Source organism: Bradyrhizobium sp. B120 (assembly GCF_049075665.1).
Taxonomy (GTDB): Bacteria; Pseudomonadota; Alphaproteobacteria; order Rhizobiales; family Xanthobacteraceae; genus Bradyrhizobium.
Map to the genome: position 1 here is coordinate 3,999,887 of NZ_CP185242.1, position 26,980 is coordinate 4,026,866.

Annotated in this window: 33 protein-coding genes; 15 read left to right on the forward strand and 18 right to left on the reverse strand. The window is 64.5% G+C overall.

Annotated features, from left to right (window positions below):
* Positions 1–34: 34 nt before the first annotated feature.
* A complete protein-coding gene (locus tag ACOIX3_RS18075; protein ID WP_420971191.1) occupies positions 35–2,032 on the reverse strand; it encodes a hypothetical protein in 1,998 nt (665 codons plus the stop codon).
* Positions 2,033–2,255: 223 nt separating this feature from the next.
* On the opposite strand from ACOIX3_RS18075, the gene ACOIX3_RS18080 reads away from it, so the two are divergent.
* Both ACOIX3_RS18080 and ACOIX3_RS18085 read left to right on the forward strand, forming a co-directional pair.
* Positions 2,256–4,565, forward strand: a complete 2,310-nt coding sequence (locus tag ACOIX3_RS18080; RefSeq protein WP_420971192.1) for an NADP-dependent malic enzyme — start codon at positions 2,256–2,258, stop codon at positions 4,563–4,565.
* Between the two features lie 199 nt (positions 4,566–4,764).
* Positions 4,765–5,217, forward strand: a complete 453-nt coding sequence (locus ACOIX3_RS18085) for a DoxX family protein (RefSeq protein ID WP_050401433.1) — start codon at positions 4,765–4,767, stop codon at positions 5,215–5,217.
* A 6-nt stretch (positions 5,218–5,223) separates the two neighbouring features.
* Here the strand turns inward: ACOIX3_RS18085 and ACOIX3_RS18090 are convergent, their stop codons facing one another.
* Positions 5,224–6,498 (reverse strand): MFS transporter, encoded by a 1,275-nt coding sequence (locus tag ACOIX3_RS18090; protein WP_420971193.1) that lies wholly within the window; start codon positions 6,496–6,498, stop codon positions 5,224–5,226.
* Between the two features lie 213 nt (positions 6,499–6,711).
* Here ACOIX3_RS18090 and ACOIX3_RS18095 point away from each other — a divergent pair, with 213 nt between their 5' ends.
* Genes ACOIX3_RS18095 through ACOIX3_RS18105 form a run of 3 tightly spaced genes read left to right on the forward strand, consistent with a single transcriptional unit; the run spans position 6,712 to position 9,099 of the window.
* Positions 6,712–7,755 carry a LacI family DNA-binding transcriptional regulator gene (locus ACOIX3_RS18095; RefSeq protein WP_420971194.1) on the forward strand — a complete coding sequence of 348 codons (1,044 nt, stop codon included), beginning with the start codon at positions 6,712–6,714 and terminating at the stop codon, positions 7,753–7,755.
* A gap of 10 nt (positions 7,756–7,765) precedes the next feature.
* The gene (locus tag ACOIX3_RS18100; RefSeq protein ID WP_420971195.1) at positions 7,766–8,722 is read left to right on the forward strand and encodes an alpha/beta hydrolase; all 957 of its coding nucleotides are present in this window, start codon (positions 7,766–7,768) and stop codon (positions 8,720–8,722) included.
* The gene (locus ACOIX3_RS18105; protein ID WP_420971197.1) at positions 8,719–9,099 is read left to right on the forward strand and encodes a nuclear transport factor 2 family protein; all 381 of its coding nucleotides are present in this window, start codon (positions 8,719–8,721) and stop codon (positions 9,097–9,099) included. The genes ACOIX3_RS18100 and ACOIX3_RS18105 overlap by 4 nt, the downstream gene beginning before the upstream one ends.
* Positions 9,100–9,114: 15 nt before the next feature.
* Here the strand turns inward: ACOIX3_RS18105 and ACOIX3_RS18110 are convergent, their stop codons facing one another.
* From ACOIX3_RS18110 to ACOIX3_RS18125, 4 genes are all read right to left on the reverse strand, one after another.
* Complete coding sequence (locus tag ACOIX3_RS18110) at positions 9,115–9,672, reverse strand: dihydrofolate reductase (protein ID WP_420971198.1); 558 nt, start codon at positions 9,670–9,672, stop codon at positions 9,115–9,117.
* A gap of 17 nt (positions 9,673–9,689) precedes the next feature.
* A complete protein-coding gene (locus tag ACOIX3_RS18115) occupies positions 9,690–10,679 on the reverse strand; it encodes a polysaccharide deacetylase family protein (protein WP_420971199.1) in 990 nt (329 codons plus the stop codon).
* A 163-nt stretch (positions 10,680–10,842) separates the two neighbouring features.
* Complete coding sequence (locus ACOIX3_RS18120) at positions 10,843–11,412, reverse strand: glutathione peroxidase (protein ID WP_420971200.1); 570 nt, start codon at positions 11,410–11,412, stop codon at positions 10,843–10,845.
* An 83-nt stretch (positions 11,413–11,495) separates the two neighbouring features.
* Positions 11,496–13,280: a L,D-transpeptidase family protein gene (locus tag ACOIX3_RS18125; protein ID WP_420971202.1), complete on the reverse strand. Its 1,785-nt coding sequence runs from the start codon at positions 13,278–13,280 to the stop codon at positions 11,496–11,498.
* 222 nt (positions 13,281–13,502) lie between these two features.
* On the opposite strand from ACOIX3_RS18125, the gene ACOIX3_RS18130 reads away from it, so the two are divergent.
* Complete coding sequence (locus tag ACOIX3_RS18130) at positions 13,503–14,063, forward strand: CreA family protein (RefSeq protein WP_420971203.1); 561 nt, start codon at positions 13,503–13,505, stop codon at positions 14,061–14,063.
* Between the two features lie 43 nt (positions 14,064–14,106).
* On the opposite strand, the gene ACOIX3_RS18135 is transcribed toward ACOIX3_RS18130, so the two are convergent.
* Positions 14,107–14,337: a hypothetical protein gene (locus ACOIX3_RS18135; RefSeq protein ID WP_420971204.1), complete on the reverse strand. Its 231-nt coding sequence runs from the start codon at positions 14,335–14,337 to the stop codon at positions 14,107–14,109.
* Positions 14,338–14,762: 425 nt separating this feature from the next.
* Between ACOIX3_RS18135 and ACOIX3_RS18140 the strand changes: the two genes are divergently transcribed.
* Both ACOIX3_RS18140 and ACOIX3_RS18145 read left to right on the forward strand, forming a co-directional pair.
* Positions 14,763–14,921: a hypothetical protein gene (locus tag ACOIX3_RS18140; RefSeq protein WP_021079698.1), complete on the forward strand. Its 159-nt coding sequence runs from the start codon at positions 14,763–14,765 to the stop codon at positions 14,919–14,921.
* A gap of 39 nt (positions 14,922–14,960) precedes the next feature.
* On the forward strand, positions 14,961–15,356 hold the full coding sequence (locus ACOIX3_RS18145) for a hypothetical protein (protein ID WP_342722321.1): 396 nt from the start codon (positions 14,961–14,963) through the stop codon (positions 15,354–15,356).
* Positions 15,357–15,411: 55 nt separating this feature from the next.
* Here ACOIX3_RS18145 and ACOIX3_RS18150 read toward each other — a convergent pair whose 3' ends face one another.
* From ACOIX3_RS18150 to ACOIX3_RS18160, 3 genes are read right to left on the reverse strand one after another with little or no spacing between them, the layout of a single operon-like run.
* A complete protein-coding gene (locus ACOIX3_RS18150) occupies positions 15,412–15,654 on the reverse strand; it encodes a DUF6719 family protein (RefSeq protein ID WP_420971205.1) in 243 nt (80 codons plus the stop codon).
* A gap of 11 nt (positions 15,655–15,665) precedes the next feature.
* Positions 15,666–15,815 (reverse strand): hypothetical protein, encoded by a 150-nt coding sequence (locus ACOIX3_RS18155; RefSeq protein WP_420971206.1) that lies wholly within the window; start codon positions 15,813–15,815, stop codon positions 15,666–15,668.
* Between the two features lie 45 nt (positions 15,816–15,860).
* On the reverse strand, positions 15,861–17,363 hold the full coding sequence (locus ACOIX3_RS18160; protein ID WP_420971207.1) for a PLP-dependent aminotransferase family protein: 1,503 nt from the start codon (positions 17,361–17,363) through the stop codon (positions 15,861–15,863).
* A 106-nt stretch (positions 17,364–17,469) separates the two neighbouring features.
* Between ACOIX3_RS18160 and ACOIX3_RS18165 the strand changes: the two genes are divergently transcribed.
* Positions 17,470–18,162, forward strand: coding sequence for a pyridoxamine 5'-phosphate oxidase family protein (locus tag ACOIX3_RS18165; RefSeq protein WP_420971753.1), 693 nt, complete (start codon positions 17,470–17,472; stop codon positions 18,160–18,162).
* 55 nt (positions 18,163–18,217) lie between these two features.
* Positions 18,218–19,495, forward strand: a complete 1,278-nt coding sequence (locus tag ACOIX3_RS18170; RefSeq protein WP_420971208.1) for an ArgE/DapE family deacylase — start codon at positions 18,218–18,220, stop codon at positions 19,493–19,495.
* 105 nt (positions 19,496–19,600) lie between these two features.
* Here the strand turns inward: ACOIX3_RS18170 and ACOIX3_RS18175 are convergent, their stop codons facing one another.
* Positions 19,601–20,389: a cobalamin-binding protein gene (locus tag ACOIX3_RS18175; RefSeq protein ID WP_420971210.1), complete on the reverse strand. Its 789-nt coding sequence runs from the start codon at positions 20,387–20,389 to the stop codon at positions 19,601–19,603.
* A 182-nt stretch (positions 20,390–20,571) separates the two neighbouring features.
* On the opposite strand from ACOIX3_RS18175, the gene ACOIX3_RS18180 reads away from it, so the two are divergent.
* A complete protein-coding gene (locus tag ACOIX3_RS18180; RefSeq protein WP_420971211.1) occupies positions 20,572–20,970 on the forward strand; it encodes a PaaI family thioesterase in 399 nt (132 codons plus the stop codon).
* Positions 20,971–21,110: 140 nt separating this feature from the next.
* Positions 21,111–21,734 carry a GNAT family N-acetyltransferase gene (locus tag ACOIX3_RS18185; RefSeq protein WP_342722315.1) on the forward strand — a complete coding sequence of 208 codons (624 nt, stop codon included), beginning with the start codon at positions 21,111–21,113 and terminating at the stop codon, positions 21,732–21,734.
* Between the two features lie 80 nt (positions 21,735–21,814).
* Here ACOIX3_RS18185 and ACOIX3_RS18190 read toward each other — a convergent pair whose 3' ends face one another.
* From ACOIX3_RS18190 to ACOIX3_RS18200, 3 genes are all read right to left on the reverse strand, one after another.
* Positions 21,815–22,123: a hypothetical protein gene (locus ACOIX3_RS18190; RefSeq protein ID WP_050401418.1), complete on the reverse strand. Its 309-nt coding sequence runs from the start codon at positions 22,121–22,123 to the stop codon at positions 21,815–21,817.
* Between the two features lie 89 nt (positions 22,124–22,212).
* On the reverse strand, positions 22,213–22,512 hold the full coding sequence (locus tag ACOIX3_RS18195) for a putative quinol monooxygenase (protein WP_420971212.1): 300 nt from the start codon (positions 22,510–22,512) through the stop codon (positions 22,213–22,215).
* A 16-nt stretch (positions 22,513–22,528) separates the two neighbouring features.
* A complete protein-coding gene (locus ACOIX3_RS18200; RefSeq protein ID WP_420971213.1) occupies positions 22,529–23,212 on the reverse strand; it encodes a DUF2161 domain-containing phosphodiesterase in 684 nt (227 codons plus the stop codon).
* 73 nt (positions 23,213–23,285) lie between these two features.
* Here ACOIX3_RS18200 and ACOIX3_RS18205 point away from each other — a divergent pair, with 73 nt between their 5' ends.
* Positions 23,286–23,693 carry a hypothetical protein gene (locus ACOIX3_RS18205; RefSeq protein WP_420971214.1) on the forward strand — a complete coding sequence of 136 codons (408 nt, stop codon included), beginning with the start codon at positions 23,286–23,288 and terminating at the stop codon, positions 23,691–23,693.
* Between the two features lie 63 nt (positions 23,694–23,756).
* On the opposite strand, the gene ACOIX3_RS18210 is transcribed toward ACOIX3_RS18205, so the two are convergent.
* The 3 genes from ACOIX3_RS18210 to fabG are packed head-to-tail and all read right to left on the reverse strand — an operon-like array spanning position 23,757 to position 24,946.
* Positions 23,757–23,966, reverse strand: a complete 210-nt coding sequence (locus ACOIX3_RS18210; RefSeq protein WP_420971215.1) for a hypothetical protein — start codon at positions 23,964–23,966, stop codon at positions 23,757–23,759.
* A gap of 41 nt (positions 23,967–24,007) precedes the next feature.
* Positions 24,008–24,208, reverse strand: a complete 201-nt coding sequence (locus tag ACOIX3_RS18215) for a hypothetical protein (RefSeq protein ID WP_420971216.1) — start codon at positions 24,206–24,208, stop codon at positions 24,008–24,010.
* A 57-nt stretch (positions 24,209–24,265) separates the two neighbouring features.
* Positions 24,266–24,946 carry a 3-oxoacyl-ACP reductase FabG gene (gene fabG / locus ACOIX3_RS18220; RefSeq protein ID WP_420971217.1) on the reverse strand — a complete coding sequence of 227 codons (681 nt, stop codon included), beginning with the start codon at positions 24,944–24,946 and terminating at the stop codon, positions 24,266–24,268.
* Between the two features lie 125 nt (positions 24,947–25,071).
* Here fabG and ACOIX3_RS18225 point away from each other — a divergent pair, with 125 nt between their 5' ends.
* Positions 25,072–25,791 (forward strand): SGNH/GDSL hydrolase family protein, encoded by a 720-nt coding sequence (locus tag ACOIX3_RS18225; RefSeq protein ID WP_420971218.1) that lies wholly within the window; start codon positions 25,072–25,074, stop codon positions 25,789–25,791.
* 134 nt (positions 25,792–25,925) lie between these two features.
* Entirely contained in the window at positions 25,926–26,132 is a 207-nt protein-coding gene (locus ACOIX3_RS18230) for a hypothetical protein (protein ID WP_038375209.1), read from the forward strand.
* 102 nt (positions 26,133–26,234) lie between these two features.
* Here the strand turns inward: ACOIX3_RS18230 and ACOIX3_RS18235 are convergent, their stop codons facing one another.
* Positions 26,235–26,978: a tyrosine-protein phosphatase gene (locus tag ACOIX3_RS18235; protein ID WP_420971220.1), complete on the reverse strand. Its 744-nt coding sequence runs from the start codon at positions 26,976–26,978 to the stop codon at positions 26,235–26,237.
* Positions 26,979–26,980: the final 2 nt, after the last annotated feature.

Sequence of the window (26,980 nt, forward strand, 5' to 3'; positions counted from 1 at the left end):
CGCTTCATCCGGGCTACGGGATGGAGCGAGCGCGTCACAACCCCGTCGAGGCCTCGATCCGGAATTGCGCCAGCGCCGACTGCGGATCGGTCTTGAGCAGTTGCATCAGCTGAAGCGCCGGCGCTTTCGCGCGTGGCGTCAGCTTGATGACCAGCGTCTGTCCCGGCGTCTCGATGAACTGGCTGATGGCGGTGACGAGCGCCGTGACATCGGCGCTGCCTCCGCTGACCGCTTCGCCCTGCGCCTTGATGGTGCTGAGGACGGCGTTGCGCGCCTCGTCGCGGCTGACATTCTGGGTGCGCGCGAATTGGGCGATGGCGAGATCGATGACGCCGAGGTCGTGGACGGCAAGTTCAATCGTGCCGGCCTCGATCTGCGCCGCCGCGCCCAGGGATTCCGCGGCGCTGGTCGAGAATGCCTCGCGCGGCACGTTGGCGAGCGTGACCTTCGCCGACGCGTTCAACAGGCCCGCCATGTCGAGCTTGACCGGCTCGAGCGCGAACGAGCGTGACGCCTCGGTCCAGACCGCGCCGAGATCGGCGTCGACGGCCATCCGGTCGATCCCGGCGGCGACGAGCGCCTGTTGGCGCGGATCGGCCGCATCCAGCGGCGCTGCCATCTTCGCGACCAGCCGCAGCTTGCTTGGGATCGTTCCGACGAACTGGCCCCAGTCGAGGCTGAAGACGTCGATGTTGACCGGCTTGCCGGTGGCCTTGTAGGGCGACGTGACACCCTTGATCTCGACACCCTCGATCATCGGCAACAGCGCCAGCGCCTGTTCTGGCGACGGCTTCTGCGCCGTGAACTGTACCGACAGCCGCATGAAGTTGACGACATCGAGCGACTTCAGCGCGAAACGTCCGACCTTGAACGGGCCGTTCTCGGCATTGCCATCAAGTCCCTCGACCGCAAGTTCGCCGATCTTGCCGTGCTCGAAGTTGAAGCGCATCGAGGCAAGCTTGAGCGGGCCTTTCGGCGTCTCGACCGAGAACCCGTGCATCTCTGCATTTCCGATGACGGCACCCGAATAGAGGCCGGCGATTTTTTCCAGCAGTTCGCGCGCCTGGGCCGGAGACGGCGGCGGACTGCCGGGTGGCGGGATCATCGCCATCAATGCCGGCAGTTGCATCCGCGACGGGTTGATCCTGACGTCGTCGATGATCATGCCATCGATCCGCATGTTGAGGGGAGGCGTGGTCGTGGTGGTGATCACGTAGGGGCCCGCGGAAACGTGCCCCTGAACCCGGTACTCGTGGTCGTCGTTGGCTTTGGCCGGATCGAATATCGCCGCCATCGCGCCGACGTCGATATCGGTCGCGACCATATTCGCAAGATCGCCGGTCGTCTTGATCGCCTTGCCCGCCGCCTGCGAGTTGATCGTGAACGCAACCTTGTCGATCTTGTTGGTGCCGATCTTGCCGTTCTTCATGTTTTCGATGGCAAGGCCCGAATAGGCGAATTCGCCACCGGCGCCGTCGCCGACATGTGCGGCGGCGCTGAAGGTCATCGTTCCGGTCAAGGTGGGCGCGGTCACCGACGATGCGTTGATGCTCGCGAGCTGGGTGAATGCGAACCGGTACAGTTCGAAGATCGACGACGAGGCCGGAAGCTGGGGCAGGCCGGCCGGACCGGAATAGTCCTTCACCGTGATCCGCGGCGCCTTGTAGGTCAGGGTGGCGATGGTCGGCGTCGGCCCCGTCGCGCCGATCTCGACATCATTGAATGCGATATTGTCAGCGGAGATCCGGCCCGCGTCGGTTTGACCGAGGCCCGTCATGGTGAGGCTGGCAATCTTGACGTTGACCGGGGATTGCGTCCCCGACTCGGCGACAATATCCGAAATCGTCAGGGTGCGGCTCTTGGTGTCGAACGCGATCTTGCCGTGGCTCGCCTTGGCGCCGGCGGCACGGACCTGCTCGAAGGCGGCCTCGACGTCGCGCGTGACCCGGCGCTGGGCATAGAAGTCGAGACCGAAGTAGCCGCCAGCCGCGACGACTGCGACGGCGACCAGGCCGAGCAGAATTTTCTTCATTCGGTCAACTCCGGATCATCAAGGGAAAAAAATTGCCAACCGGCGGTCGGAAGGTGCAGCATCGACGAACGGGCCCGCCCGGGCCTGTTGACGGGGATAGTATCCGATGTTGCATCCAAGCGGCGGGACATGCTTCACATCCGGCTCGATTTGCCGGACAACTGACTTTTGCCTGGATTAGCACAGAAACAAGAAATTTGGGCCGGAAACGCGGGAAGCACGCATGTCGTCATCGTCTGAAGAACTCCATAACGCCGCGCTCGCCTATCACCGGCTGCCGCGGCCGGGCAAGCTCGAGATCCAGGCGATCAAGCCGCTCGCCAACCAGCGCGACCTGGCGCTGGCCTATTCGCCGGGCGTGGCCGCCGCGTGCACGGAGATCGCCAAGAACCCGGCCGAGGCGGCGACGCTGACCGCCCGCGCCAATCTGGTGGCGGTGGTCTCGAACGGCACGGCGGTGCTCGGGCTCGGCAATATCGGCCCGTTGGCCTCCAAGCCCGTCATGGAAGGCAAGGCGGTGCTGTTCAAGAAATTTGCCGGCATCGACGTGTTCGACATCGAGATCAATGCCAATACGATCGAGCGCGTGGTGGAGACCGTCGCGGCGCTGGAGCCGACCTTCGGCGGCATCAATCTGGAAGACATCCGCGGGCCGGAGTGCTTCGAGATCGAGGCGCAGCTCAAGGAGCGCATGAAGATCCCGGTGTTCCACGACGACCAGCATGGCACCGCCATCATCGTCGCGGCCGCGATCGTCAACGCGCTGCTGCTGAACGGCAAGAAGCTGCCTGACGTCAAGATCGTCTGCTCGGGCGCAGGCGCGGCGGCGATCGCCACGCTCAACCTGCTCGTGTCGATGGGCGCGCAGCGCAAGAACATCTGGGTCTGCGACATCGACGGCGTCGTCTATGAGGGCCGCAACACCACGATGGACCGTTGGAAGGCGGTCTATGTCCAGAAGACCGACGCGCGCGTGCTGGCCGATGTCATTCCGGGCGCGGACATCTTCATCGGACTGTCGGCGCCGGGCGTGCTGAAGCCGGAGATGGTCAAGCAGATGGGGGATGGGCCGCTGGTGATGGCGCTTGCCAATCCGGTGCCGGAGATCATGCCGGAAGAGGCGCGCGCGGCGCGTCCCGACGCGATGATCTGCACCGGCCGGTCGGACTATCCGAACCAGGTCAACAACGTGCTGTGCTTCCCCTTCATCTTCCGCGGCGCACTCGACGTCGGCGCCACCGCGATCAACGAGACGATGAAGCATGCCGCGGTGGAAGCGATTGCGCAGCTCGCGCGCGATCCGCCGTCGGATGCGGTGGCCCATGGTTTCGACACCGGCGAGACGCAGGGGTTCGGCCCGGGCTCGCTGATCCCGAGCCCGTTCGATCCGCGCCTGATCCTGCGCATCGCACCGGCCGTCGCCAAGGCCGCGATCGAGTCCGGCGTCGCGACCCGGCCGATCACCAATTTCGACGAATATGCCGCGAGCCTCGAACGTTTCGCGTTCCGCTCCGGCCTCACCATGAAGCCGGTGTTCGCCAAGGCGAAGACCCAGCCGGTGCGCGTGATCTACGCCGAAGGCGAGGACGAGCGCGTGCTGCGCGCGACCCAGGTGGTGCTCGAGGAAAAGCTGGCGCGGCCGATCCTGGTCGGCCGTCCGTCCGTGGTCGAAACCAGGATCAAGCGCTTCGGCCTGTCGATCAAGGCCGGCCGCGATTTCGACCTGGTCAATCCCGAGGACGATCCGCGCTACCGTTCCTACGTGCAGTCCTACATCGACGTCGCCGGCCGGCGCGGCGTGACGCCGGAGGCCGCGCGAACGGTGGTCCGCACCAACAACACGGTGATCGCGGCGCTGGCGGTATCGCGCGGCGAGGCCGACGCCATGCTGTGCGGCGTCGAGGGCCGCTACATGAGCCATCTGCGCCATGTCCGCGAGATCATCGGCTTCCTGCCGGGGGTCAGCGACTATGCCGCGCTGGCACTGATGATCACCTCCACCGGCGCCCATTTCCTCGCCGACACCCAGGTGCGGCCGAATCCGAGCGCGGAGGAACTGGCGGAAGTCGCCTCGCTCGCGGCGATCCACGTCCAGCGCTTCGCCTTCAAGCCGAAGGTCGCCTTCGTGTCACATTCCGACTTCGGCAGCTATGATACGGACTCCTCGCGCAAGATGCGGCGGGCCACCCAGCTCTTGAAGGAAAAGCATCCGGAGATCGAGGCCGACGGCGAAATGCAGGGCGACACCGCGCTGTCGGCGGTCGCGCGCAAGCTCGTCCTGCCGCAGTCGCGGCTGGAAGGCGAGGCCAACATCCTGATCATGCCGAACCTCGATGCCGCCAACATCGCCTACCAGATGATCAAGTCGCTGGCCAACGCGTTGCCGGTGGGGCCGATTCTGATCGGTCCGGCGCGTCCGGCGCACATCCTCACCCCCGGCGTGACGGCGCGCGGCATCCTCAACATGACCGCGGTTGCCGCGGTCGAGGCCCAGGAGCGCGCCGGCCGCGCGCAGCCGACGCTGTTCGGCTGAGCAAGAGTTGTTTTCAGCATGATCTCCGCGCAAACGCATGGCGTTTGTCGCGGGGGAAAACCGCTAGGCACTTTGCGCTAGCGCGGCCCTTCGGGTCCGGATCATGCTCGATACGGATTCGATTTGATCGAAGCAGGCGGGGCGGCCATACTCGCTCCGCCTGCTTCGTCCGATTTCTGCCATCCAGTGAGGCCGACCCATGCCAGCGTTCATCACCTTCGGGCGCATTCTGTTCGCCGTGCTGTTCCTCTATTCGGGGGCGAGCAAGCTGTTCGGCATCCAGGCGACGGCGGATCTGCTCACGGCCAAGGTGACGATCCCGGCCATCGTCGCGCCCTATACGCAGCAGATCGAGACCTTCGTCGGCATGCCGTTCATGCAGCTGCTGGCGATCACGATCGGCGGCTTCGAGATCATCGCGGGGCTGATGATCGCGGTGAACGTGCTGGCAAGGTTCTTCGCGATCCTGCTGATCATCTTCGTGTGCTTCACGACCTTCTATTTCCATGATTTCTGGAATCAGCCGGCGCCCGACAACGCCAAGACCCTGATTGACGCGCTGAAGAACCTGTCGCTGATCGGCGCGCTGTTCATCATCGCCGGCTACGGCCGCGGCCCGCGCCGCGACGACCCGGCGTATGGGGATGTGTAGGGCGGCTTACGACGATGCCGCCGCGGTGAGGCCGGAGGCCTCGGCTGGGCCGGTCCGGTACCGGCCGATCGAGATGAATAGCAGGGCAGGGATGATCTGCAGCGCCGCCAGCAGCATCAGCGGAATGTCGGAGCCTCCGAAGGTCGCGCTCAACTGGGCGAAGGCGACGGGCCCGATCGCTGCGCCGAGGAAGAAGGCGAACAGGAACCAGCCGAAGATCCGCGACACCGCAGCCGTGCCGAAATAGCGGCTGGCGAGATACGGCATCAGATCGGTGTCGCCGCCGATCGCAAGGCCGCTGAGGACAGCCGCGACGATGATCAGCGCCGGTATCGACGTCGTGGCATAGGTCATGGCGCAGATGCTGGTGAGCGCCAGCGCAACGATGCCGACGAACGGCGCGTGCACCCGGTCGAGCAGATAGCCAAAGCCGATTCGTCCGAACAGAACGGCGATGCCCGAGGCGGCCTGGACCGTCGCGACATCGGCAAGGCTCATCCCGGCCTTCTTGGTCAGGATGTAAACGATGTTGGGCGCGATGGCGTAGAACGACATGCCCATGACGGCAAAGCAGATCGCAAGTTTCCAGAACACGGCGGTTCGGACGATCTCGCCGACCGTCTTGCCGTCATCGGCCGGTGCGCTTGCACCGGGCGCCTGAGCGCTGCTCGCGCCATCGGGCAGCAGGCCGAACGGCTTTGGGCTGTCCTTGACCAGCAGCGCCACCAGCGGCAGGCAGATCACGAGTTCGAACGCAGCCATCGCAACCAGCGCAAACGACCAGCCGTGCGTCGAGATCAGCCGGTGTGCGAGGATCGGGATCACGAACGACCCGAGTGCCTGTCCGCTCGCCGCGATGCCGAGCGCCAGCCCCCGCTTGCGATTGAACCACAGCGCGACGGCGCGGGCATAGGAGACGACGTTGGTGCCGGCGCTGACGATGCCGATCAGGGCGAAGGCAAGGTAGAACTGCAAGAGCGAGCCGTCGATCCGGCTCAGCACCAGCACCGATGCGGCAAACAGCGCGATGCTGGTGATTGCAAATCTGCGTGAGCCCCAGCGGTCGAGGAGCCAGCCGCAAAACGGGTAGGCGACCATTTGCAGCAACAGGAAGATCGACGCGGCCTTGGCGACCTCGGGCTGGCTCCAGCCGAAATCCTTGGCCATCGCGCCGGCGAGCAGCGCAAAGCCTGCGGCGAAGAAGGGCAGCGAGCCAAAAGCGATGCCGACGCCCGAGCCGGCGACGACATTCCAACCAGGAAAGTAGGGTGTGTTGCGCATCGTTCGTCCCCGTCCTGAATACTGAAATCAATTTCATCATCAGGGCATCTGACGCGTATTGCGTCAAGGGGCTACGCTGCTTGATAAATGGGCGGGGCAAACGAATCCATATAATGCACGTAAATTCAATAAATTATGCAGAGATTGCGGGTCCATTGACTTTGCCGGTCCGCCGGCCTACTCGTATCCATGATGAAATAGATATCAGAATCCATGGTCGCGATCCGAAGCAAACCCCCGAGCGGCGTTTCAAGGCTGGCAGAGGTCGCCGATCTCGCCAGGGTGTCGCCGGCGACCGTGTCGCGGGCGTTCAACGCGCCGAACCTGCTCAACGAAGCGACGCTGAAACGGGTCAACGCCGCAGCCGCAGAGCTCAACTACATTCCCGATGGCCTGGCGCGATCTTTGCGCCGAAACCGCAGCATGGTGATCGGCGCCGTGGTGCCCGCGCTTCGCCACGCTTACTTTGCGAGCACCGTCGAGGGCTTGCAGTCCGAGATCGCGAGGCACGGCTACACGCTGCTGCTGGCGACGTCCGATTTCGACGAAAAGGCCGAACTCGCTGCGGTCCGATCGATGATCCGGCAAGGCGTCGATGGAGTTGTGCTGGTCGGCATGCAGCACGATCCGGCGTTGCTGCCGCTGCTCAATGACCTCGGCAAGCCGTTCATCGTCACCTGGTCGTATGACACCACCGTCGCGTCGGTCGGGTTCGATCATCGCAAGGCGATCCAGCCGGTCGTCAATCATCTGCTCGACCTCGGCCATCGCGACGTCGTTGCCATCATGGCGTTCCTGAACGTCAGCGACCGCGAGCGCGATCGCCTGGCCGGCATCGAGGACGCATTCGACGGTCGCGGCGCCGCGTTTCCACGCGACCGCGTGATCTTCGCCGGGGGTAGCGGGCTGCAGGACGGCCGCAATGCGTTCCGGACCGCGCAGGCGCGTTTTCCCGAGGCGACCGCGGTGATTTGTGCCAACGACCTGCTCGCCGCGGGCGCGATGATGGAATGCACCTCGCGCGGCCTGTCGGTGCCGCACGATGTGTCCGTCGTCGGCTATGGCGACCTCGACATTGCGGCAGCCATGACGCCGGCGATCACGACGGTCAGGACGCCCGCTGCCGAGATGGGGCGGATGGCCGCCAACAGCCTGCTGGCGAAGCTCGCCGGAGCCGACGGCGTGGAGCACATCGAACTGGCTACCGAACTGATCGTTCGTGGCAGCACCGGTCCGGCCCGGCCGGCTCGAATGTGAGGAGGATTTTGTGATCGCCATTTCGTCCAGGCCACCGGCCGACGCGCTCTATCTCGACAAGGTCCACGACGTCGCGTTCACGCCCGACGTCATTTATGGCGTCGGCGGGATCGGCTACGTCGCGGGGCAGGGACCCGCGCGCTACCGCGACCTCAAGCTCGACGTCTACCGTCCCGTCGGTGACGGTAACGTGCCGCGACCAGCGCTCATCCTCGCGTTCGGCGGCGCATTCCATCGTGGCACCAAGGGCGTGGAAGTGTTCGAGGGCGAGAATCCGAGCACGGCGATGGCGGAGTATTGCCGCGAATTCGCGCGCCGCGGCTATGTCTGCTTCTCGATCGACTACCGGCTGATGCAGGAGGCGCCCGATCCCGGCGTCACGCCGTTCCTGTTGCCGGGCCAGCCGCAAAATACCGACCGTATCGACTTCGTCCGCAACATCCTCGGCCTGCCGCCATGCACGTCGCAAATGATGGCCGACACGCTGGAAGCGGCGACCGACGACATGACGAAGGCGATCAACTTCGTGCGCAACCGCTCGCAGGCCTATGGCGTCGACGTCACGCGGATCGCGTGCGGAGGCTTCTCGGCGGGCGCGGCGATCGCGCTCAATGCGGCATTTGCGGAGCGCGCGCCGGTTGCTGCCGTCGTCGCGTTGTCCGGCCGCATCGCCGGGCCGACGATGGATTTCCATCTCACCGACGGTGCGATCGCGCCGGCTGCCCTGGTGTTCCACGGCGAACGCGACCTTCCGGTCATCCTCGACGGGATCAGTGAGATGCGCGTGCATTTCGACCGCGTTGGAGTCGCCAATCAGTTCGTGAACGTGGCCGGTGCCGATCACTTCTATCAGCGTGACGCGACAGTGCTCCGCGCCGACGGAAGCGCATGCGACGTCGAGACGATGATTGCGGAATTCCTCCACGACCGGCTTCACCTCGCGAATGCGGTCAAGGCTGCGGCATGACGTCCGATCGCAAGGTGACCATTGCGACGCTCGAAGCGTTCGCCGACGCCTGGAATCGTCATGCGATCGACGATTTGATGTCGTTCATGACCGACGATTGCGTGTTCGAGGCCAATGCGGGACCCGACGTATCGGGCACGGTGTTTCGCGGCAGGGACGAGGTGCGGCGCGGATTCATGAGGGCATGGCAGCTGTTTCCGGATGCACGCTGGAACGATGCCAGGCATTTCATCTCCGGCGACCGCGGTTGTTCGGAGTGGATTTTCACCGGCACCGGCGTTGACGGCAGGCCGGTCGAAGTCGCAGGTTGCGATATTTTCCAGTTCAAGGGCGACAGGATTGCCGTGAAGAACTCGTTCCGCAAGCAGCGCAGCTGATGCTATCCGCCACGATCAACCAACCCGCCGCCATGGCGTCACGCTGACATCCTGCGCGGCGTCGATCAGCTGCGGCGCGCCGGCGTGAAGGCCGTGCGCCGACAGCACCTGCTGCGGGGTGTGGGCAGGGACGCCTGGAAAACACGGCTCGCCGTCGGGGATGCGCACCTTGGGTGCGACCGAGAGCCAGAATGTGTCGTAGCGGTCCATGAACATGCCGAACACGCCGGGGCCGCCGATGATCGCGACCATGCCCGAGGTCACGCCGGCCTCGCGGCTCGCGGTCTCGAACGCGCAGCCGGCGGGATTCCACAACAGCGCCTTCGGATTGTCCGGGTCGGGTGCGATGGCCGCGACCTTGCCGGTCACGATCAGGCGGCGCCGTTTCGGCGCGTTCGGCTGCTCTTCCTGGGAGTGGCGGCCATGGACGACGAGGTCGGCGCGGTCGAGGGCTGCGGTGAAGAACCGCTTGTCGCCCTCGATCTTGAGATCATTGGGCATGACATTGCGCGCATTGGCCAGCCGGCCATCGGCGGAGACGATGACGAAACCCTCGATACGCAACGCAGACACCAGGATGATCGCCGGCGCTATTGCTGATCGACCGTGGTGACGACGCTGTTCACCGGCCGCGAGCTCACGGTCGGCAGCTTGACGTCCTTGGCGAGCTCCTGCTCGTATTGCGGCAGCACGGTCGCCGGGAATTTGGCGCGCATCGCCACCACCTTGTAGCCGCCGGCCTTGAGCTGCGTCAGCAGCGTCGGCAGGGCTTCCGCGGTGTGCTTCTGGAAGTCGTGCATCAGGATGATGCCCTTGCCGAGCTTGGCGAGCTTCTTCATCACGGTGTCGATCACCTGTTGCGAGTTCTTCGACTTGAAGTCGAAGGAGTCGAGATCGCAGGAGAAGATCGCAATGTTGCGGTTGCCGAGATAGGTGACCATCTCCGGCGGATGCTGCAGCGCCGGGAAGCGGAAGAACGGCGAGGGTGACGTCTCGAGCGCCCACTTGACCGCGGCCAGGCCGCGCTCGATCTCGTCCTTCTTCTGATCCTCGGTCAGCTTCTTGTTGTTCAGATTCTCGTGCGACCAGGTATGCGAGCCGACGGTGTGGCCGGCGGCATAGACCTGGCGCAGGATCTCCGGGTGGTAAGTGGCGTGCTTGCCGATCGGGAAGAAGATGCCCGTGGTGCATTCATCGGCGAGCGCCTTCAGCACCGCCGGCGTGTTGGCCGGCCACGGACCGTCGTCGAAGGTCAGCACCACCTCATGGTCGCGCAGGAAGTCGAGCTGCTTGAAATGCTCGAAGCCGAAACCTGGACCGCCGGTGGTGTCGATCTCGACGGTGCGGGCGACGCCGAGCGCATTCGGATTGTTGCAGGCGGCGCGTGCCGGCTGCGGCGGTTGCTTCGGCGGCACTTGAGCGGCCGCCGCGGCGGGCGCCGGTGCAGCGGCGGCGGGTGCTGGAACTGCGGCCGCCGGTGCCGCGGCGGCGCCTTTGGCGGGCGGCGTCTGCGACCAAGCTGCGCTCGACGCGAGCAACGATACGGTCCCTGCGAAAATCAGACCTGCCGCAATGCGCATGGCGTGTTCCCTGCTGATCGCGCTCCCGGTGCCGGCACTGCCGCAACCAAGGCCGCTTCACCCCCAACTGATCGTACCCTAGTCACAGTGCCGGCGCCAAGGCAATGAACGTGGCGACCTCGTGCCCAAAATCCCAGTTAATTCCGGGGATTATCGTGGCTTCTCAGGCCGCCGCCAGTGCCCGTGCGATCCCGGTCTTGATGCGCGTGTCGTCCGGCGTGACCGACTCAGGGAAGACGTCGGCGATATAGCCGTCGCGGCCGATCAGGTATTTGTGGAAATTCCAGCGCGGCACGTCCTTGGGCCGTGCCTCCGCCGCCCACCGGTAGAACGGATGCGCGTTTGCGCCCTTGACCACGGCTTTCGCCGCGATCGGGAAGGTGACGCCGTATTGATGCTGCGCAGTCTCGGCGATCTCGGTCGGGCCGCCGGGTTCCTGGCCGCCGAAATCATTGGAGGGCACGCCGATGATGACGAAGCCGCGGTCGCGGAATTCGGTCCACAATTGCTGCAGGCCGGCATATTGCGGCGTGAAGCCACAGAGCGAGGCCGTGTTCACGATCATCAGCGGATGGCCGGCATAGTCCGCAAGGCGAATGTCGCCGCCAGCGAGTGCCGGAAAGGAGAAGGCATAGGCGGTGATCCGGCTCATCGCCGGCTGCTCCGCATGCAGCGCACGGGATCCCGCGGCCGCGGCGAAGGCCGCCACGATCAGTGTCCTGCGGTCCATCATGGTCTCGTCCCCGGAACAGATGTCACTGACATCATAATCCAGCGGGCAGGCGCAGGCCTTCAAGAAGGCGTTATAGGTCGCGTTTAGCGCAGCGGCAGGATGAAGTCGGTGCCTTCGCCGGTTTCGCCCTGGTTCACGCCCAAGTCCGAGACGATGATCGATCCGCCGGTGCCGAGCGCTTCGTTGATCCGCGCCATCACGTCGGCCGGGATCGAGATGCGGTCGAGCGCCTCGGCCGGGGTGTCGGTCGCCGGCTGCGGCTTGACCTCGGCCGGCGCTGCGGTCGCCACTTTGCGACGATGCGAGGCACGCTCCTCGACGTCGATGCGTGCGGCGTTGCGGGTCGGCAGCGTCACCACCGACCAGCGCAGCAGGTTCGCATCGGTCTTGTCGGCTTCCGCGGTGAACACATGCGTGCCGAGCGGCCGGTCGCTTGCCGCGATCGTCACCGGCACCTCGAACAGCGGCGCAAAGTTCTGCCGCACATAGAGCTTGGAATCCTTGCGGCTGATGAACACCGCGATCTGTCCGGCGCGCTTCGATATGTCGATCTTGGCAACGCCCGGCAGCCGTGCGGGATCCTTGGCCGCATCCTGGTTGGCGTCCGCCGCAGTCGCCGCCTCGGCGGGCTTGACCGCATCCGCCGCCTTGGCTGCGTCCTTGGCCGCGTCAGTCTTGGCGGCATCAGACTTGGCGGCATCAGTCTTGGCCGCGTCCGTCTTCGATGTGTCCGTCTTTTGCGCCTCGGCAACGCCGGGCTTGGCGGCGTCTGCCTTCGGCTCATCGGCCTTGGCTTCAGCCTTCACCGGGTCGCTTGCGGACACCTCGGACTTCGGCGTGTCGGTGCTGCCGGTGACTTCGCCGACGGTCTTGTCGTCGGTGGCGACGCTGCTGTCGCCAGCGGCGGCATTGGTCTCGGCCGGCTTGTCGGCCGCGGCAGCGTCGGTCGTCGTCGCCTCGGACTTGTCAGCCGCGATCTTCTCCGCAATGGCGTCGCGTGCAGAGGAGGAGGCATCGGACATCGTCGCCGACGCGCTCGCCGACGGCATCGCGCCGCTGGCGTCGGCGGTGTGGGTGTTGTCGCGCAGTGACGCGGCGGCGGCATGGCCGACACTGGTGCGCAAGTCGAGACTGGATTGCTTGTCCGCACCCTTGTCGCTCTTCACGCCGAGCGGCGCATCCATCTTCAGGACTTCATCGGCAACCGGCTGCTGCGGGACGACCTTCTGCGTGACCAGCAGCGGATGCGAAAAACTCTCCGGCGAGATCGTGCCCGGCGTGACGAACACGCGGGCGCCCATCCGCGTCCAGTTGTACATCTTGACCGCAAACGACATCGGCATGCGGATGCAGCCATGCGAGGCCGGATAGCCGGGCAGCACACCGGCGTGCATGGCGATGCCCGACCAGGTGATGCGCTGCATGTACGGCATCGGCGCGCCGCTGTAGATGTTGGACTGATGGTACTTCTGCTTCTGGATGACGCTGAAGACACCCATCGGGGTCGAATGCCCCTTCATGCCCGTCGATACCGGGCTCTCGGCGTAGAGGCCGTTGGCGTCGTAGATGCTGACCCGCTGCTGGTCGATCGAGACCGAGACGATCAGGGGACCCTGCGGCTTGCGGCCGGCCTCCTTCTCGATCGCCGGATTCTTCTTGGCTGTGCTGCGCTTCGGCTTCGGCCGCGGCTGCTGCGGCGGCATCGGCTCGACATCGCCGTAATAGCCGGAGTCACGGTTCCAGTAGAACAGGGCTGCATCGGCCTGCGAGGAGGCGGCCACGGTGCCGGCCGCCGTCAGAATTGCAAGCTGCCAGAACCGCCCATTCGCAGAATCAAAAATCGAAATCCGACGTCCGCTTGCGCGCATATTCCGAATCCCAGTCCAAACTATCTGTTGGTTGTCGCAGACGCCGAACGCGTTCACCAGCGCAAGCGATCTAACCCTTCCGTGAGGGGCGATTTTTCGACGAAAGAGTAGCAAAAAAGCCTCACAGGAGGTTAAAGCGCCCGGTTTGATCACCGAACTGTCAGCGCCTTCCTGTGCGGCGTTTGCGCACTACATAGGCGGGACCCACCCGCGGAGACCTCAATGACATCGAGAAATGTGAGCTTGTGTGACGTGCGATTGTTGTCTCGATGGGGCTGCGCGGCGCTGCTGATGTTGCTGGCTTTGGGGCAGGCGGTTCCAGCAGCCGCGGCTGATGAGCCGGACCTGATCTTTCGCCGCTCGACGGTGTTCAAATGGGTAAGCCCCAACGACAAGCTCGCGACCTATGGCGTCGACGACCCCGAGGTCGACGGCGTCGCCTGTCACTTCACGGTGCCGGAGAAGGGCGGCTTCAAGGGCTGGCTCGGCCTTGCCGAGGAAGTCTCCGATATCTCGCTGGCTTGCCGGCAGATCGGGCCGATCCGCTTCAAGAACAAGCTCAGCCAGGGCGACGACATGTTCAGCAAGCGGCGGTCGCTGTTCTTCAAGCGGATGCAGATCGTGCGCGGCTGCGACGCCAAGCGCAACGTGCTGGTCTACATGGTCTATTCCGACAAGCTGATCGAGGGCTCGCCGAAGAACTCGACGTCGTCGGTGCCGATCATGCCTTGGGGCGCGGCCGACAGCACCGCCGTGCAGAAGTGCGGCGAGTTCATTCAATAGCAGAAGCAGGGGCTTGGCCCGGGCGGCTGAGGCGGCGGACGAGCTAGCGTTTGGTTTGCCCGAACTGCTTCGCGCCGATGCTGAGGCCTGGCTTGACCTTCGGGTCGTGGCAGCCGACGAGGCGGACCAGCTTCTGCTGCGCGCACTCATTGTCGCCCATCACATAGGCGCCCTGCTGCGGCATCGCGGCCTTCATCTGTTGCTGTTGGCCGGATTTGCTGCTGGCCGCGGATTGATTGCCAACACCGATGTTGCCATTGCCCACGACTGACATCCTTCGTTGGATCGGGAATCACCTCAACGTGCCACCGCCGAGAAGGTTGCACGGCGCCCAGATGAGTCGGCCGAACCACACGTCGGTTCACGCCGCCCCTGCTGTGCTGCATCCTGTCTCAGCAGAGGAAAGTTAAGAAAGCGCGGTAGCCCGCTCAATTTGCACGCATAATCCGCGGACAGAGTGCAATTGCCCGGGCAGCTCCCGACGCGCGAAATGTTGAACACGCGCATGGGCGGCGTACTGTCACTGATAACATTGGCGTTTTCCGGCCAATGTTTCGTGGGCTGCCCGCCGACGAAACAATTCTCCGGCCGACGAAACCATTTTCAGCTTGTTCCGCAGAACTCCCGAAACCGCAGATCGTTATCAATCCGTCAACACGACGGCGCCGGACGCCGAACAGGAATGACGGAGACTGTCAGATGCGGACCATGAGCCTGATCCTCGCCTTCGCTTTCGTGATGGCCGGTTCGTCGATGGCTGGTACCCCGGACAATGGTTTGCCCGGGATCGGCACCTTCTCCTACAACGGCTCGCCGGTCGTCACCTCGGCCCCGATGGTGGTAGCGCAGGCCAACTGAGCGCGACGCGACAAACAGAACTGCCGGTAAAGGCTCCCCATGTTGCTCCGTATCTGTTCCGCCGCGATCCTGGCATCGCTCGCCCTCGTAGGTTCCGCGCAGGCCCAATCCCAACTTCCGCTCGACTCGATACAGATCCGGTCGCTGTACCGGGTGCCCGAACCGCGCGACGAGTTCGTGCGCCAATGCGCGCCGCATATGCTCGGGCGCTGGGCGCATCCCGAGGCGGTGTGCGGATGCCTGCATGACCATGCTGCCGCGACGGTGGACGATCCTGATCTGCGCCAGGCGCTGCTGCGCGGCATCAGCGAGACCGGCGTACCCACCATCGAGACCGATTGGGTGCCGCCGTCCAAGCAAAACGAGATTGGCCCGACCTTCACCAAGATCGCCAAGCCGACGCTGCAATGCATGTTCGAGCCGATCTCGAACTGAGCAGCGTGTTGCCGAATGCAATGATGGATGAGGCGCCTCGCGACAGCGGGGCGCTTTATTTTTTGGCGAGGCGCGGCACGCAGTTTTGGGTCCGCACCACGCCGTTCTGGCTCAGCTTGGCGCCGATCACCTGCTTGATCTGCCCGGCCGGGCAGGAGCCGTCATCGACCAGGACGCGCTGACCGACCCGGAGGTCGACGATGTCGGCTTCGCGCATGACGGTCTGTGCGGAAGCGGACTGAATGATCGCGACAAGTGCTGCGGCGCTGACCAGCGCGACCAATCCAATGCGCGGCATCGCAGCCTCCTTCACTTGTTCTGAATCTTGACCCCGTCGGGGCCGACATTGATCTGCAGGCCCTCGGGCTGCTTGTTCGCCTGATACAGATTGTAGCCGAGCATTCCTGCGATCACGACCAGCGCACCGATCACGAGATACAGGACGTTGCGATTGGGCATCCGGTATCTCCGTAGGCGGACACTGACTGAACGCGGCGACCTTAGTCAGGTGACTGCGATTCTCCTAGAGCGCTGCGGCTTGACGGATATCTTGCGCGTCGCGCGCAGCGCAGTGAGCGTTGTCTTCGCCAGTTGTTCCGCCGACGCGACGAGTTGCGGAACCGGATGGCCGGAAAATCCCAACACGAAGCCGGGCAGTGGCCGTGCGCGATGATAGGTCTCGGCGAGCAGCCAGCCGCCGACGCCGGCAGCCGTCTTGGCCTGCGCGGCAACCAGCGGATCGGTTAAGGGATCGAGCCGCGCCACCAGATGCAGGCCTTGCGACGGCACGGGAACCGTGAGTTCGCCCTCGGATGCGCGAGTGAGTGTCGACGCCAGCACGTCGCGCGCCTCGCGATAAAGTTTGCGCGATTTGCGCAGGTTCGCGGCGAAGGCGCCGGAGTTCAGCATGTCGGCGACCGCGCCTTCCATCAGGGTGCCGGGAAAGCGATCGAGCGCGGCGCGCGCCGCCGTCACCGGACCGATCAAGGCCTCGGGCAGCGCGCAGTAACCGATCCGCAATCCCGGAAACAGCGTCTTCGCAAACGTGCCCATGTAGATCACGCGGCGCAGATGATCGATGCCGGCGAGCGACAGCAGCGGCGCGCCGTCATAGCGGAACTCGCTGTCGTAATCGTCTTCGAACACGAAGGCGCCGGCGTCGCGGGCCCAGTCGAGCAGCTCGAGCCGGCGCGGCATCGCCATCTGCACGCCGAGCGGAAACTGGTGCGACGGCGTGACATAGGCGGCGCGCGCCGCGGGAGCGGATACGCGTCCTCTGTCGATGCGCATGCCGGAGCCATCGACCGGCACCGACACCGGGCGATAGCCGCAATGCTCGATCGCGCGCCGCGCCGCCGGATAGCCGGGGTCCTCGCACCAGACCTGGTCGCCGGGCTTGAGGATTGCGCCAAGCACGATGCGCAGCGCATGCAGCGTGCCCGAGGCCAGCATGATCTGGTCGGGATCGCAGCGCAGCCCGCGCGCCGACAGCAGATGGTCCGAGATCGCGGCGCGCAACTCGCTGCTGCCGCGGGGATCGCCGTAATGCAGATGCTCGGAGCCAAAGGCGCGCAGCCTGCGGCCGGCAAAGGCGCGGAAGCGCTGCAGCGCGCGCTCATCGATATGGGTGCAGCCGAGCGATAGCGCATTGTGCTGCGGCGGCTCGATCTCGATCTTCGCGCGTCGCGGCGCGGTGGCCTGCGCCGGAATGCGCGCGGCGACGAAGGTGCCGGAGCCCGTGGTCGCCACCGCAAAGCCGTCGGCGATCAGCCGCTCATAGGCCGTGGTGATAGCGTTGCGGCGGAAGCCGGTCTGTTTGGCCAGCGCGCGCGACGGCGGCAGCGGCTCGCCCGGCTTGACGAGGCCGCCGACGATGGTGTGGCACAGCGCCTGATAGAGCCGCTGCTGCGAGGCCGCCCCCTGCGTGACATGCGGGCCGGAGAGGTCGAGCGGCAGCTCGGGCTTGCGCGCCGCGGGCTTGCGGGAATTGGTCGGAATTTTTCGCATGGAATTGGCACTATCGCAGACCAAATGGGCCGCTACAACTCTGGACAGATTCCAGATTTCGAAAGGCACTGCCGTGACCGAAGGCGCGTCCACTCCGTCCTACCCCATGTCGTCCCGCAACCGGGTCAAGCGCCGCCATGACCGCGGCTTCTACGACCACGCCACCGTGCACAAGATCCTGGACGCCTCGATGCTGTGCCACGTCTCCTACGTGATCGACGGCCAGCCCTATTGCACGCCGACCTTCTTCTGGCGCGAGGGCACCAAGCTCTATTGGCACGGCTCGAGCGCGAGCCGGATGCTGGAGAACCAGTCGGAAGGGCAGCGGGTGTGCCTGACGGTCGCCCATCTCGACAGCCTGGTGCTGGCGCGCTGCGGCTTCAACCATTCGGCCGACTATCGCGCGGTGATGGCGTTCGGGTCAGCCTATCTCGTCACCGATCCCGAGGAGAAGGAGCGCGCCATCGTTGCGATGGTTGACCGCTTCTTTCCCGAGCGCACCGCAAGCCTGCGCGCCAGCAACAAGCAGGAAATCAAGGCGACCTCGTTCATCGCGATGGAGATCGAGGAGGCCTCGGCAAAGGTGCGCGCCAAGGGCGTCGCCGATGATGATGAGGATTACGAGTTGCCGATCTATGCCGAGCGCATTCCGGTGCGCACCGTGCTCGGCGCGCCCGAGCCGTGCCCGCGGCTGCTCGACGGCGTGACGCGGCCTGCGACGCTCGATGGCTATTCGGAAGGCCGTCTGCTCGAAGATGCATTGCGGGATGCCTATTTTGCGCAATACCCCGAGGGGTGAAATCGGGTTACGGTGCGGCTCCCGCCTTTTCTGATGTCCCCCATGGAGCTGCCGAATGACTGCCGAGACGCAACAACGAATCCTTAGCGCCGTAGACGAGGGATTCGATGCGCAGCTTGCGACGACGCAGGCCTTTGTCGCGATCCCCTCGACCCGCGGTGCCGAGGGGCCGTGCCAGGACATGATCGGCGATCTCCTGCGCGAGCGCGGCTATGAGGTCGACGACTGGCACATCAATCTCGACGAGCTGAAGGATCTGCGCGGTTTCGGCCCGATCGAGCATGATTTCTCCAAGGCGCGCACGGTGGTCGGCACCTATCGCCCGGCCACCAATGCCGGCAAATCGCTGATCCTGCAGGGCCACTGCGACGTGGTGCCGACCGGTCCGCTCGAGATGTGGGAGACGCCGCCGTTCTCGCCGGTCATCAAGGACGGCAGGATGTATGGCCGCGGTGCCTGCGACATGAAGTCCGGCACCATTGCCGCGCTCTACGCGCTGGATGCGATCAAGCAGGCCGGCCTGAAGCCGACGGCGCGGATTCACTTCCAGTCTGTGATCGAGGAGGAGAGCACCGGCGTCGGCGCGCTCTCGACCTTGCAGCGCGGCTATCGCGCCGATGCCTGCTTCATCCCCGAGCCGACCAACGGCAAGATGATCCGCTCGCAGGTCGGGGTGATCTGGTTCCGCCTGAAGGTGCGCGGCTTCCCGGTGCATGTGTTCGAGGCCGGCGCGGGCTCGAACGCGATCATGGCGGCGTACCACCTGGTGCATGCGCTGGAGAAGCTCGAGATCGCCTGGAACGAGCGCGCCAAGGCCGACCGCCATTTCAAGGACGTCAATCATCCGATCAACTTCAACCCGGGCATCATCAAGGGCGGCGACTGGGCCTCCAGCGTGCCGGCCTGGTGCGACGTCGACTGCCGCATCGCGGTGCTGCCGGGCTGGTCGATCGCCGAGTGCCAGAAGGAGATTCTGGCCTGCGTCTCGGCCGCGGCGCGCGACCATCGCTTCCTCTCCAACAACCCGCCGCAGGTGGAATGGTCGGGCTTCCTGTCGGAAGGCTATGAGCTGGTGAACTCCGAGGCGCCGGAAGCCGCGTTCGCCAAGGCGCACCAGGTCGTCTATGGCGGAGCGGTGGAAGACCGCGCCTTCACCGCGCTGACCGACACGCGTTTCTACGGCCTGAACCACGACATCCCGAGCCTCTGCTTCGGCGCCAGTGGTGCGGCGATGCACGGCTTCAACGAGTATGTCGAACTGGACTCGCTGCGGCAGTCGACCAAGGCTACCGCGCTGTTCATCGCGGAATGGTGCGGGGTGGAGAAGGCGTAGCTGCCCGTTTGCGTCATTGCGAGCGAAGCGAAGCAATCCATTTCACCACGTGCGGAACCATGGATTGCTTCGTCGCTTCGCTCCTCGCAATGACGGCGGAGAGATTCAGGCGCGCTCCGCCCATAACGCCTTGACGATCGCATCGAGCCCATCCGTCAACGCGGCGGGGCCGGGCTGCAGAATGATCGCTGACTTGATCTCGACGATGCGGTCGTTGCGCACGGCCGGAATATCGCTCCAGCCCGCGCGTGTGCGGATGCGGTCGAGCACGACCTTCTTGCCGCACCAGGATGCGAGGATCACATCGGGCATCGCCTCGCGCACGGCGTCCGGCGTGACGATGCGATCCTTGGCGGCCTTGTGCGCCCGCAGATGCGGCAGCGCATCCTCGCCGCCGGCGATCTCGATCAGTTCGGACACCCAGCCGATGCCGCTGATCAGCGGATCGTCCCATTCCTCGAAATAGACCTTTGGCCGCGGCCCCGGACGCGGCGTTGCCGCGATCGCGGCCAGCCGTTGCTCGAGCCCTTGCGCGAGTTGCCCGGCGCGCTCGGCGGCACCGACCATCGCACCCAAAGTGCGGATCATCGCAAGGATCCCGGCGACATCGCGCTGGTTGAAGACATGGACGGCGACACCGGCACGCACGAGATCGGCGACGATGTCGGCCTGCAGATCGGAGAAGGCGAGCACCAGATCGGGATCGAGCGCCAGGATCTTTGGAATGTCGGCGGAGATGAACGCCGACACCCGCGGTTTTTCGCGGCGCACCTGCGGTGGCCGCACCGCATAGCCGGAGACGCCGACGATGCGGTCTTGCTCGCCGAGCAGATATAACGTCTCGACCGTCTCTTCGGTCAGGCAGACGATCCGGCGGGGAGGGAAGTCGCGCATCGCGGACGGTATGCAGACTCGCCAAGGATTGTCACGGCGGCCATGACGTCATCCGTTCGATTACCTCGCACGTCATTGCCGGGCTTGACCCGGCAATCCATCATGCAGAGGAAGCTTCTCGCGAGAACGATGGATACGCGGGTCAAGCCCGCGTATGACGCCAGAAAAGCCGGAGGAACCTGATGACGCCGCTCGAAAAGATCCAGTCGATGAAGATGCCGTTTGCGGAACTGAAGGGCGTCACCTTCACCGAGGCCGGCCCGGATCGCGTGGTCGCGAAGATGCTGGTACGGCCGGACCTTTGCACCCTCCGCAACACCATCCACGGCGGCGCGGTGATGGCCCTCGCGGACTCCGTCGGCGCCGCCGCCACCGTGATCAACCTGCCCGAGGACGCCAAGGGCACCACGACGCTGGAGAGCAAGACCAATTTCATCGGCAGCGCCAAGGAGGGGACCACCGTGATCGCGACGGCGACCCCGGTCCATCGGGGCCGGCGGACTCAGGTCTGGCAGACCAGGCTGGAGACCGAGGACGGCAAACTGGTCGCGGTGGTTACGCAAACGCAATTGGTATTATGATGAGGCGATGATGTGATTTGTCGATCACATCATTGTTTACTTAAATGAATCTAGACACTTGAATTATATGGTGCGGCGCACAATATAGCGACCACTAGGGACTCGACGCCTCCTCGAGGGCTACCAAGAGGAGTTATGAAATGAACTATGATTCTATCCGTCCGACGTCCGCCAAGGGCACTGTGCGGACGTTGAGCCAGCAGGAGGAGCTTCCTCTGCTGCGCGATCACCTGTTGCGACTGGACCGTACCAGCCGCCACGATCGTTTTCATGGCTTCATCGACGACAGTTTCATCCGCCGCTATGCCGAGCGCTGCGCCAATGACGGCACCGTCATCATCGCCTATTTCGAGGATGGCGTGGTCCGCGGCGCGGCCGAGCTGCATCCGCCGGAGCAGTCACCGGATGCACAGCCGGAAATCGCCTTCAGCGTGGAGCGGTCAGTGCGGCGCAAGGGCGTCGGCAGCACCCTGTTCCGCAAGCTGATCGCCGAGGCGCATGCCAAGGGCTACGGCAGCCTGCGCATCACCACGGGCGCGCAGAACGATGCGATGCGTGCGCTCGCCACCAAGTTCGGTGCGCAGCTGACCTTCCGTCACGGTGAGTCCACCGGCAGCATCGACCTGACTGAGCAGAACCAGGGCGAACCGGCGCCGGCCGCTGCACCGGTTACGCCGGTCGAGGCCGCGCGCGCGATCGTCGACATGAACCGGGCCTACTGGCGAATGGTGATGCAGATGTCCGGCTGGGGCCGGGCGGCTTGAGCCGAGACCTACGTCAAATACAAAAAGGGCAATCCGTTCAGCGGATTGCCCTTTTTCTTTGAGTAGCCGGATGTTGTATTTCAGGTGCCGGTGCGCTTCGCGGGCGCGAGACGGCGGACCACGCGGCGCTCGACCACGACCGAGCGCTGCGCGCCCTGTTCGCCGGCGATCACGCGGGTTGCCGTGCCGGTGCGGGCGCTGACGCGCGCGGTCTTCTTCACCTCGGCCAGCACCTCTTCATAGGGCAGCCCCATCAGCGACGACGCGATCTCGGCCTGGGCCTCCACGTCATCGGTGATGCCGATGGCGGCGAAGATTGCCTCCTCCAGCGTCGGCGGGTCATGCCGCACGCGCCGGGTGCCATACTTGGTATTCCAGTCTCCGCTCATCGCCGCCTCATCTTTGAATCGCGGGAGATACGTAAGGTCCCCAATGTTGCATTGCAATATGAATATGAGATGGCAATCCAGCCATGCAGCTAGAGTCTCTCAATCTTGTGAGCGTCATAAAGTTCGATGGTGGTCGCAGCGGCCGCAAGGGATTGCAGGGAGCGGACGAAATCGCGCGAGGCGGGGACCGCAAAATGCGCCGCCAGCGCGGCGCGGTCGGCCCATTGCTCGAAAAACACCAGCCTGAGCGGATTCTCGCAGTCGACCTGGACCGAATGCGAGATGCAGCCGGGCTCGGTGCGCGAGCGATGGACATGTTCGAGGCTCAGCCGCCGCACCTCGTCGAACGAGTCGGGGCGGGCGGTGACGCTGCCGGTGACGACAATCATGATTTCCCCCAGTCCGTTACGGGGCGGCTTCCGCCCCTGACGCATTGATCGGTTGCTGCGGCCAGCGCTTCAGCGCGGCACGGCCGGCATCGGTCAGCACATAGATGCCGCGCTCGGCGCGATCGAACCAGCCGTAGACATTATGCTGCAGGATCTTGCCGGCGTCGGGAATCTCGGCGCGGAGGTCGCGCACCCGCCGGGGCCCGTCCGACAGCGCACAGGCGCAGGCCAGCGCCTGCTGCCGGTACGCGGTCATGATCGGCGCGCGCGTCGATCCGCCCATAGCTGGATCGCCCTTGCGCTTCCGGTGCTCGGTGATCAGGCGCGAGCGCTTCTTCGGATTGCGGCGCGGTGCCGCAGTCGGCGGCGGCACCAGCACCTCGACGTCGCCGCGGTCGGTGACGCCGAGCATGCCGAAGCCGAGCCGCCGGCACAGATTGCGATACCGCGCGTCGCTCTCGCGGCCCTTGCCGCGGGCCGAGACCTTGGCCGCGATCCACACCTCATCGGCCGCCGCGGCGCGATCGACCGCCTGCAGGATCAGTTCGAGATTGAAGGCGAGCTTCAGTTCGCCGATCACCACGACAGGCGGGTCGCCGCCGCTCAGTGCCACGAGGTCGCAGCCGCCGATCTCGCCCTTCACCGTGAAGCCGAGCTTTTCGAGGAAGCGTTTGACGGGCAGATAAAGCGTGGTTTCCAACAGGCAGGCTCCTGCGGCATCCCGCCGCGACTCAGGTGCCAGCATAGCGCGGAATGGCACCGATTGAGGGCCGATGGAATTTGCCCAAAGCGCGGCCAGGCGGCTATTATTGGGCTGGACAGGGCGCGACCATTTCATGATCCGGAACGGCCTCTATCACATCACCGTCGAATTTCTCGATGGCGTCTCTGGCGGCAACCAGGGCGTCATGGTGCTGCGCGACGGCCAGATGCGCGGCGGCGACTCGTTCTTCTTCGCCCATGGCAGCTACACCGCGGCCGACGGCAAGTGGAAGGGCGAGGTCACCAACGAGGAGCATTCGCCGACCTATGGCGAGCGCCCGGTGTGGGAACGCAAGGTGGTCACCATCGGCTTTACCGGCACCTACACCGACGAGACCGCCGAGGGCGACGGCATGGCGCTGGCCGGCAAGCAGAGCATCCGCTTCAGGTCGAAGCTGCGGCTGTTGGTTGCTGACTGACGTGCGATGTAGGCCGGTTCGCCTGCAAGGGCAGAATCCGGTTTCGGTCGGTGCTGGGCGCCGCTAGCTGATTAGGCGATCGTACTCTGCGTGAGAGCCGATCCAGAACCAGAGATATCCCTCGTATGTTTCGACCGCGAGCGCGCGGTAACGCAAGCCAATCCGAGCCGACCAAAGCCGCCCAATTTTCTTGAATTGGAGGGACGGATGGCGTGGGTCGCGCTTCAACAATGCAAAGTTGGCGTCTGCAAGCTTCCGAATTTGAGCGGGCAATCGCTCCTACGCGGCCCAAAACCTCGGTGAGGCGGCGTGCTTCACAAATCGCGCGTTTGCCGGGCACGATGCGCTGCCAAGGCTTCGTCTGCCAGGGCATCAAGCTTTCCGGCTTTTGCGTCCCGCTCGATCGCCGCATCGAAACGCTCGGCATCGAATGTTTCAAACCAGGCGCGAAAGCGGGCCAGCTCGCGAGGAGCCAGCCGTTCGACAGCCTTTTCGATGTCTTCGGCAGTGGTCATGCCAGTTATTTAGCATCGGTCGGATGGAGCGAAAGGGCTCGGGACAAGGCGAGGCGTCTAAACCCGCCCGTTGACCGGCAGCAGTGCGCCGGTGACTGCGCTAGCCGCATCGCTGGCGAGGAACAGGATGATCTCGGCGAGTTCCTTCGGCGTCACCCATTTCGAGATGTCGGCCTTCGGCATAGCGGCGCGATTGGCGGCGGTGTCGATGATCGAAGGCAGCACGGCATTGACCGTGACCTTGCCCTTGAGCTCCGCGGCGAGCGACTCGGTGAGGCGGTGGACGCCGGCCTTCGAGGCCGCATAGGGGCCCATGCCGGACGCCGCCTGCAAGGCGCCGAGTGCGCCGATATTGATGATCCGTCCGGCGCCCGATTTGATGAGATGCGGGATCGCGGCATGCGACGTGTTGAAGGCGGTCATCACGTTCATGGCGTACATGCGCTGCCAGGTCGCGGGATCGCCGTCGCTCACCGCCTCGAAGGTAAAGCCGCCTGCGATATTGATCAGCCCGTCGAGCCGGCCGAAATGCGCCGCCGCTTTGTCAATCGCAGCCGTCGCCTGCGCGGTGTCGGTGAGGTCGACGCCGCCGAGCTCGATACGATCGGCCGTCGCGGCAAGCTGTGAGGCCGCATGGTCTATGCCGGCAACGCGCGCGCCACGCGCCAGGGCTTCTTCGGCGACCACCTTGCCGAGCGCGCCGAGCGCGCCGGTGATGACGATGGCTTTTCCGTTCATGGCGCTCTCCGTATTCGCAAGCAGGCTGAATGCTCACTATGATCAGGCAGATTTCATTTGCAATGCAGGGCCGTTTTGCGGCGAGATATACAACGTGAGATGGCACTAGCTAGCGAGTATTTCAAATGGTTGATAATTTGATGTTTGCCGACCTGCCTGCCGATGTCATCGGCTTCAAATACAAATTGCCGTGCCTGGCCAAGGCAATCGCCAAGGGCGGTCCGATCAAGATCGTCGCGATGGGATCGTCGTCGACAGCCGGCAGAGCGGACGTCCTGCCATATCCCTATTGGCTGGAAATGTACCTGCGGAACGATCAGGCGACCAACGGCAATGCACGGATCGACGTTATCAATCGCGGCCGAGGCGGCGAGGAGGCCGACAAGGAGTTCGATCGCTTTCAGGAGGACATCTTCGAACTCGAGCCGACATTGGTGATCTGGCAGGTCGGAACGAACGCAGTCTTCCACCGGCAGGACTACAACATCGATGCCGTTGCGCAAAAGATCAAAGCAGGACTCGATCTGCTGTGTGCCGATCGGACCAAGATGGACGTGATGCTGATCGATCCGCAATATGTAACGGCCATGCTGAAGGATGATAAGGCGGAGCTCTCGGAAGACATGGTGAGGCTGATCTCGCAAAAAGCTGAGCTCAAGGGTGTCAGCGTTTTTCACCGCTGGGCGCTGATGCGGCATTGGCACGTGCATAACAACATCTCGTTCGAGCGCATGATCGATCCGACCGATCCGGACCAACTGCACCAGAGCGACGCAAGCACGCAGCGACTCGCCCGTGGGCTGTGCGACACGATCTTGAAAGCGGCCAAGGACGCCGGATCCTGACGGGTCGCGCGCGCGCTTCACTACGTAAGACTACGGAGGTGGGCCGGTTGGATAAAATTTGCGGCACTTCCGTAAGTCGTTTTCAGAACCCTTTCCTTAGAAGCGGAACTCTAGCCAAGGTAGGGGTTATGCGAATGGGAAATCTTCCGGATCACGGTTTACCGCTCGTTCAGCTTAAGGAGCAGCGGCGCGATCTCGTGGTGGCGTTACAAAACCGCAACGGACCAGTGGGCAGCTGGGAGCTGATGCAGATCGCGGCGATTCAGCAGGCGATCTCGGCATTCGAGGATGTGATTGCCGATCTCGACGCGGAGCTCGAGCTCGAGGCCGCGGCGGCCTGAGGACTTTTTTCAGACTGGCCGCGTTTTCTTCACGCGAACCGGTGTCCATCCCGCATCACGTGCGGGACAGGCTTCACACGAAAACGCTCTCGCGTAAATTGATCAGGCCTGTAGATAGCGGCCTTCAAGCGCCTTGCGCTCGGCCTGGCCGAGCCCGAGGCCGTCGCGGAAATAGCCGTCGAGGCTGCCATAGTCGGCATCGATCGCCTCGAACGCCGCCTCCAGAAACGCCGCGCGTACGGTGCCGAGCACCTGCTTGACGTCATCGGGCAGCTCGGTGCTGTGGGCCGGGTCGCGCTTGTAGAACTGGTTGGTCAGGAGATAGTCGTCCGCGATCACCTGATCGGAAACGCCGAGCGCGTGCAGGATCAGCGCGCAGGCAAAGCCGGTGCGATCCTTGCCTGCGGTGCAGTGGATCACCAGCGGCGCACGGTTCTCGAGCAGATGGGCGAACAGCGTGCGATAGCGCGGCGTGTTGTCCTGCACATAGCCGCGGTAGGAATCCCGCATTACATCGATCGCGTCGGCTTCCATGAGCTGACGTTGGCTGGCGATCGCGCGCAGCGAAGCAACCACCGTCGGCTCGACCGGAAGCGAATGCACGGTAACGTCGGTCATGCTGCACAGCGCCTCGGCGCGCTCGGCGACGCCGCGGAAATCGAATGCGCTCTTGACGCCGAGGCCGCGCACCACGGTGACGTCCTGCTCGGTGAGATACGCCAGATGGTTGGAGCGGAAGATCTGCCGCCAGCGCACCGTTCGGCCGTCACGCGTCTGGTAGCCGCCCAGATCGCGAAAATTGCTGGCGCCGGCGAGGTTGAGGTGACGGGCAGGGGCTTCTGACATCG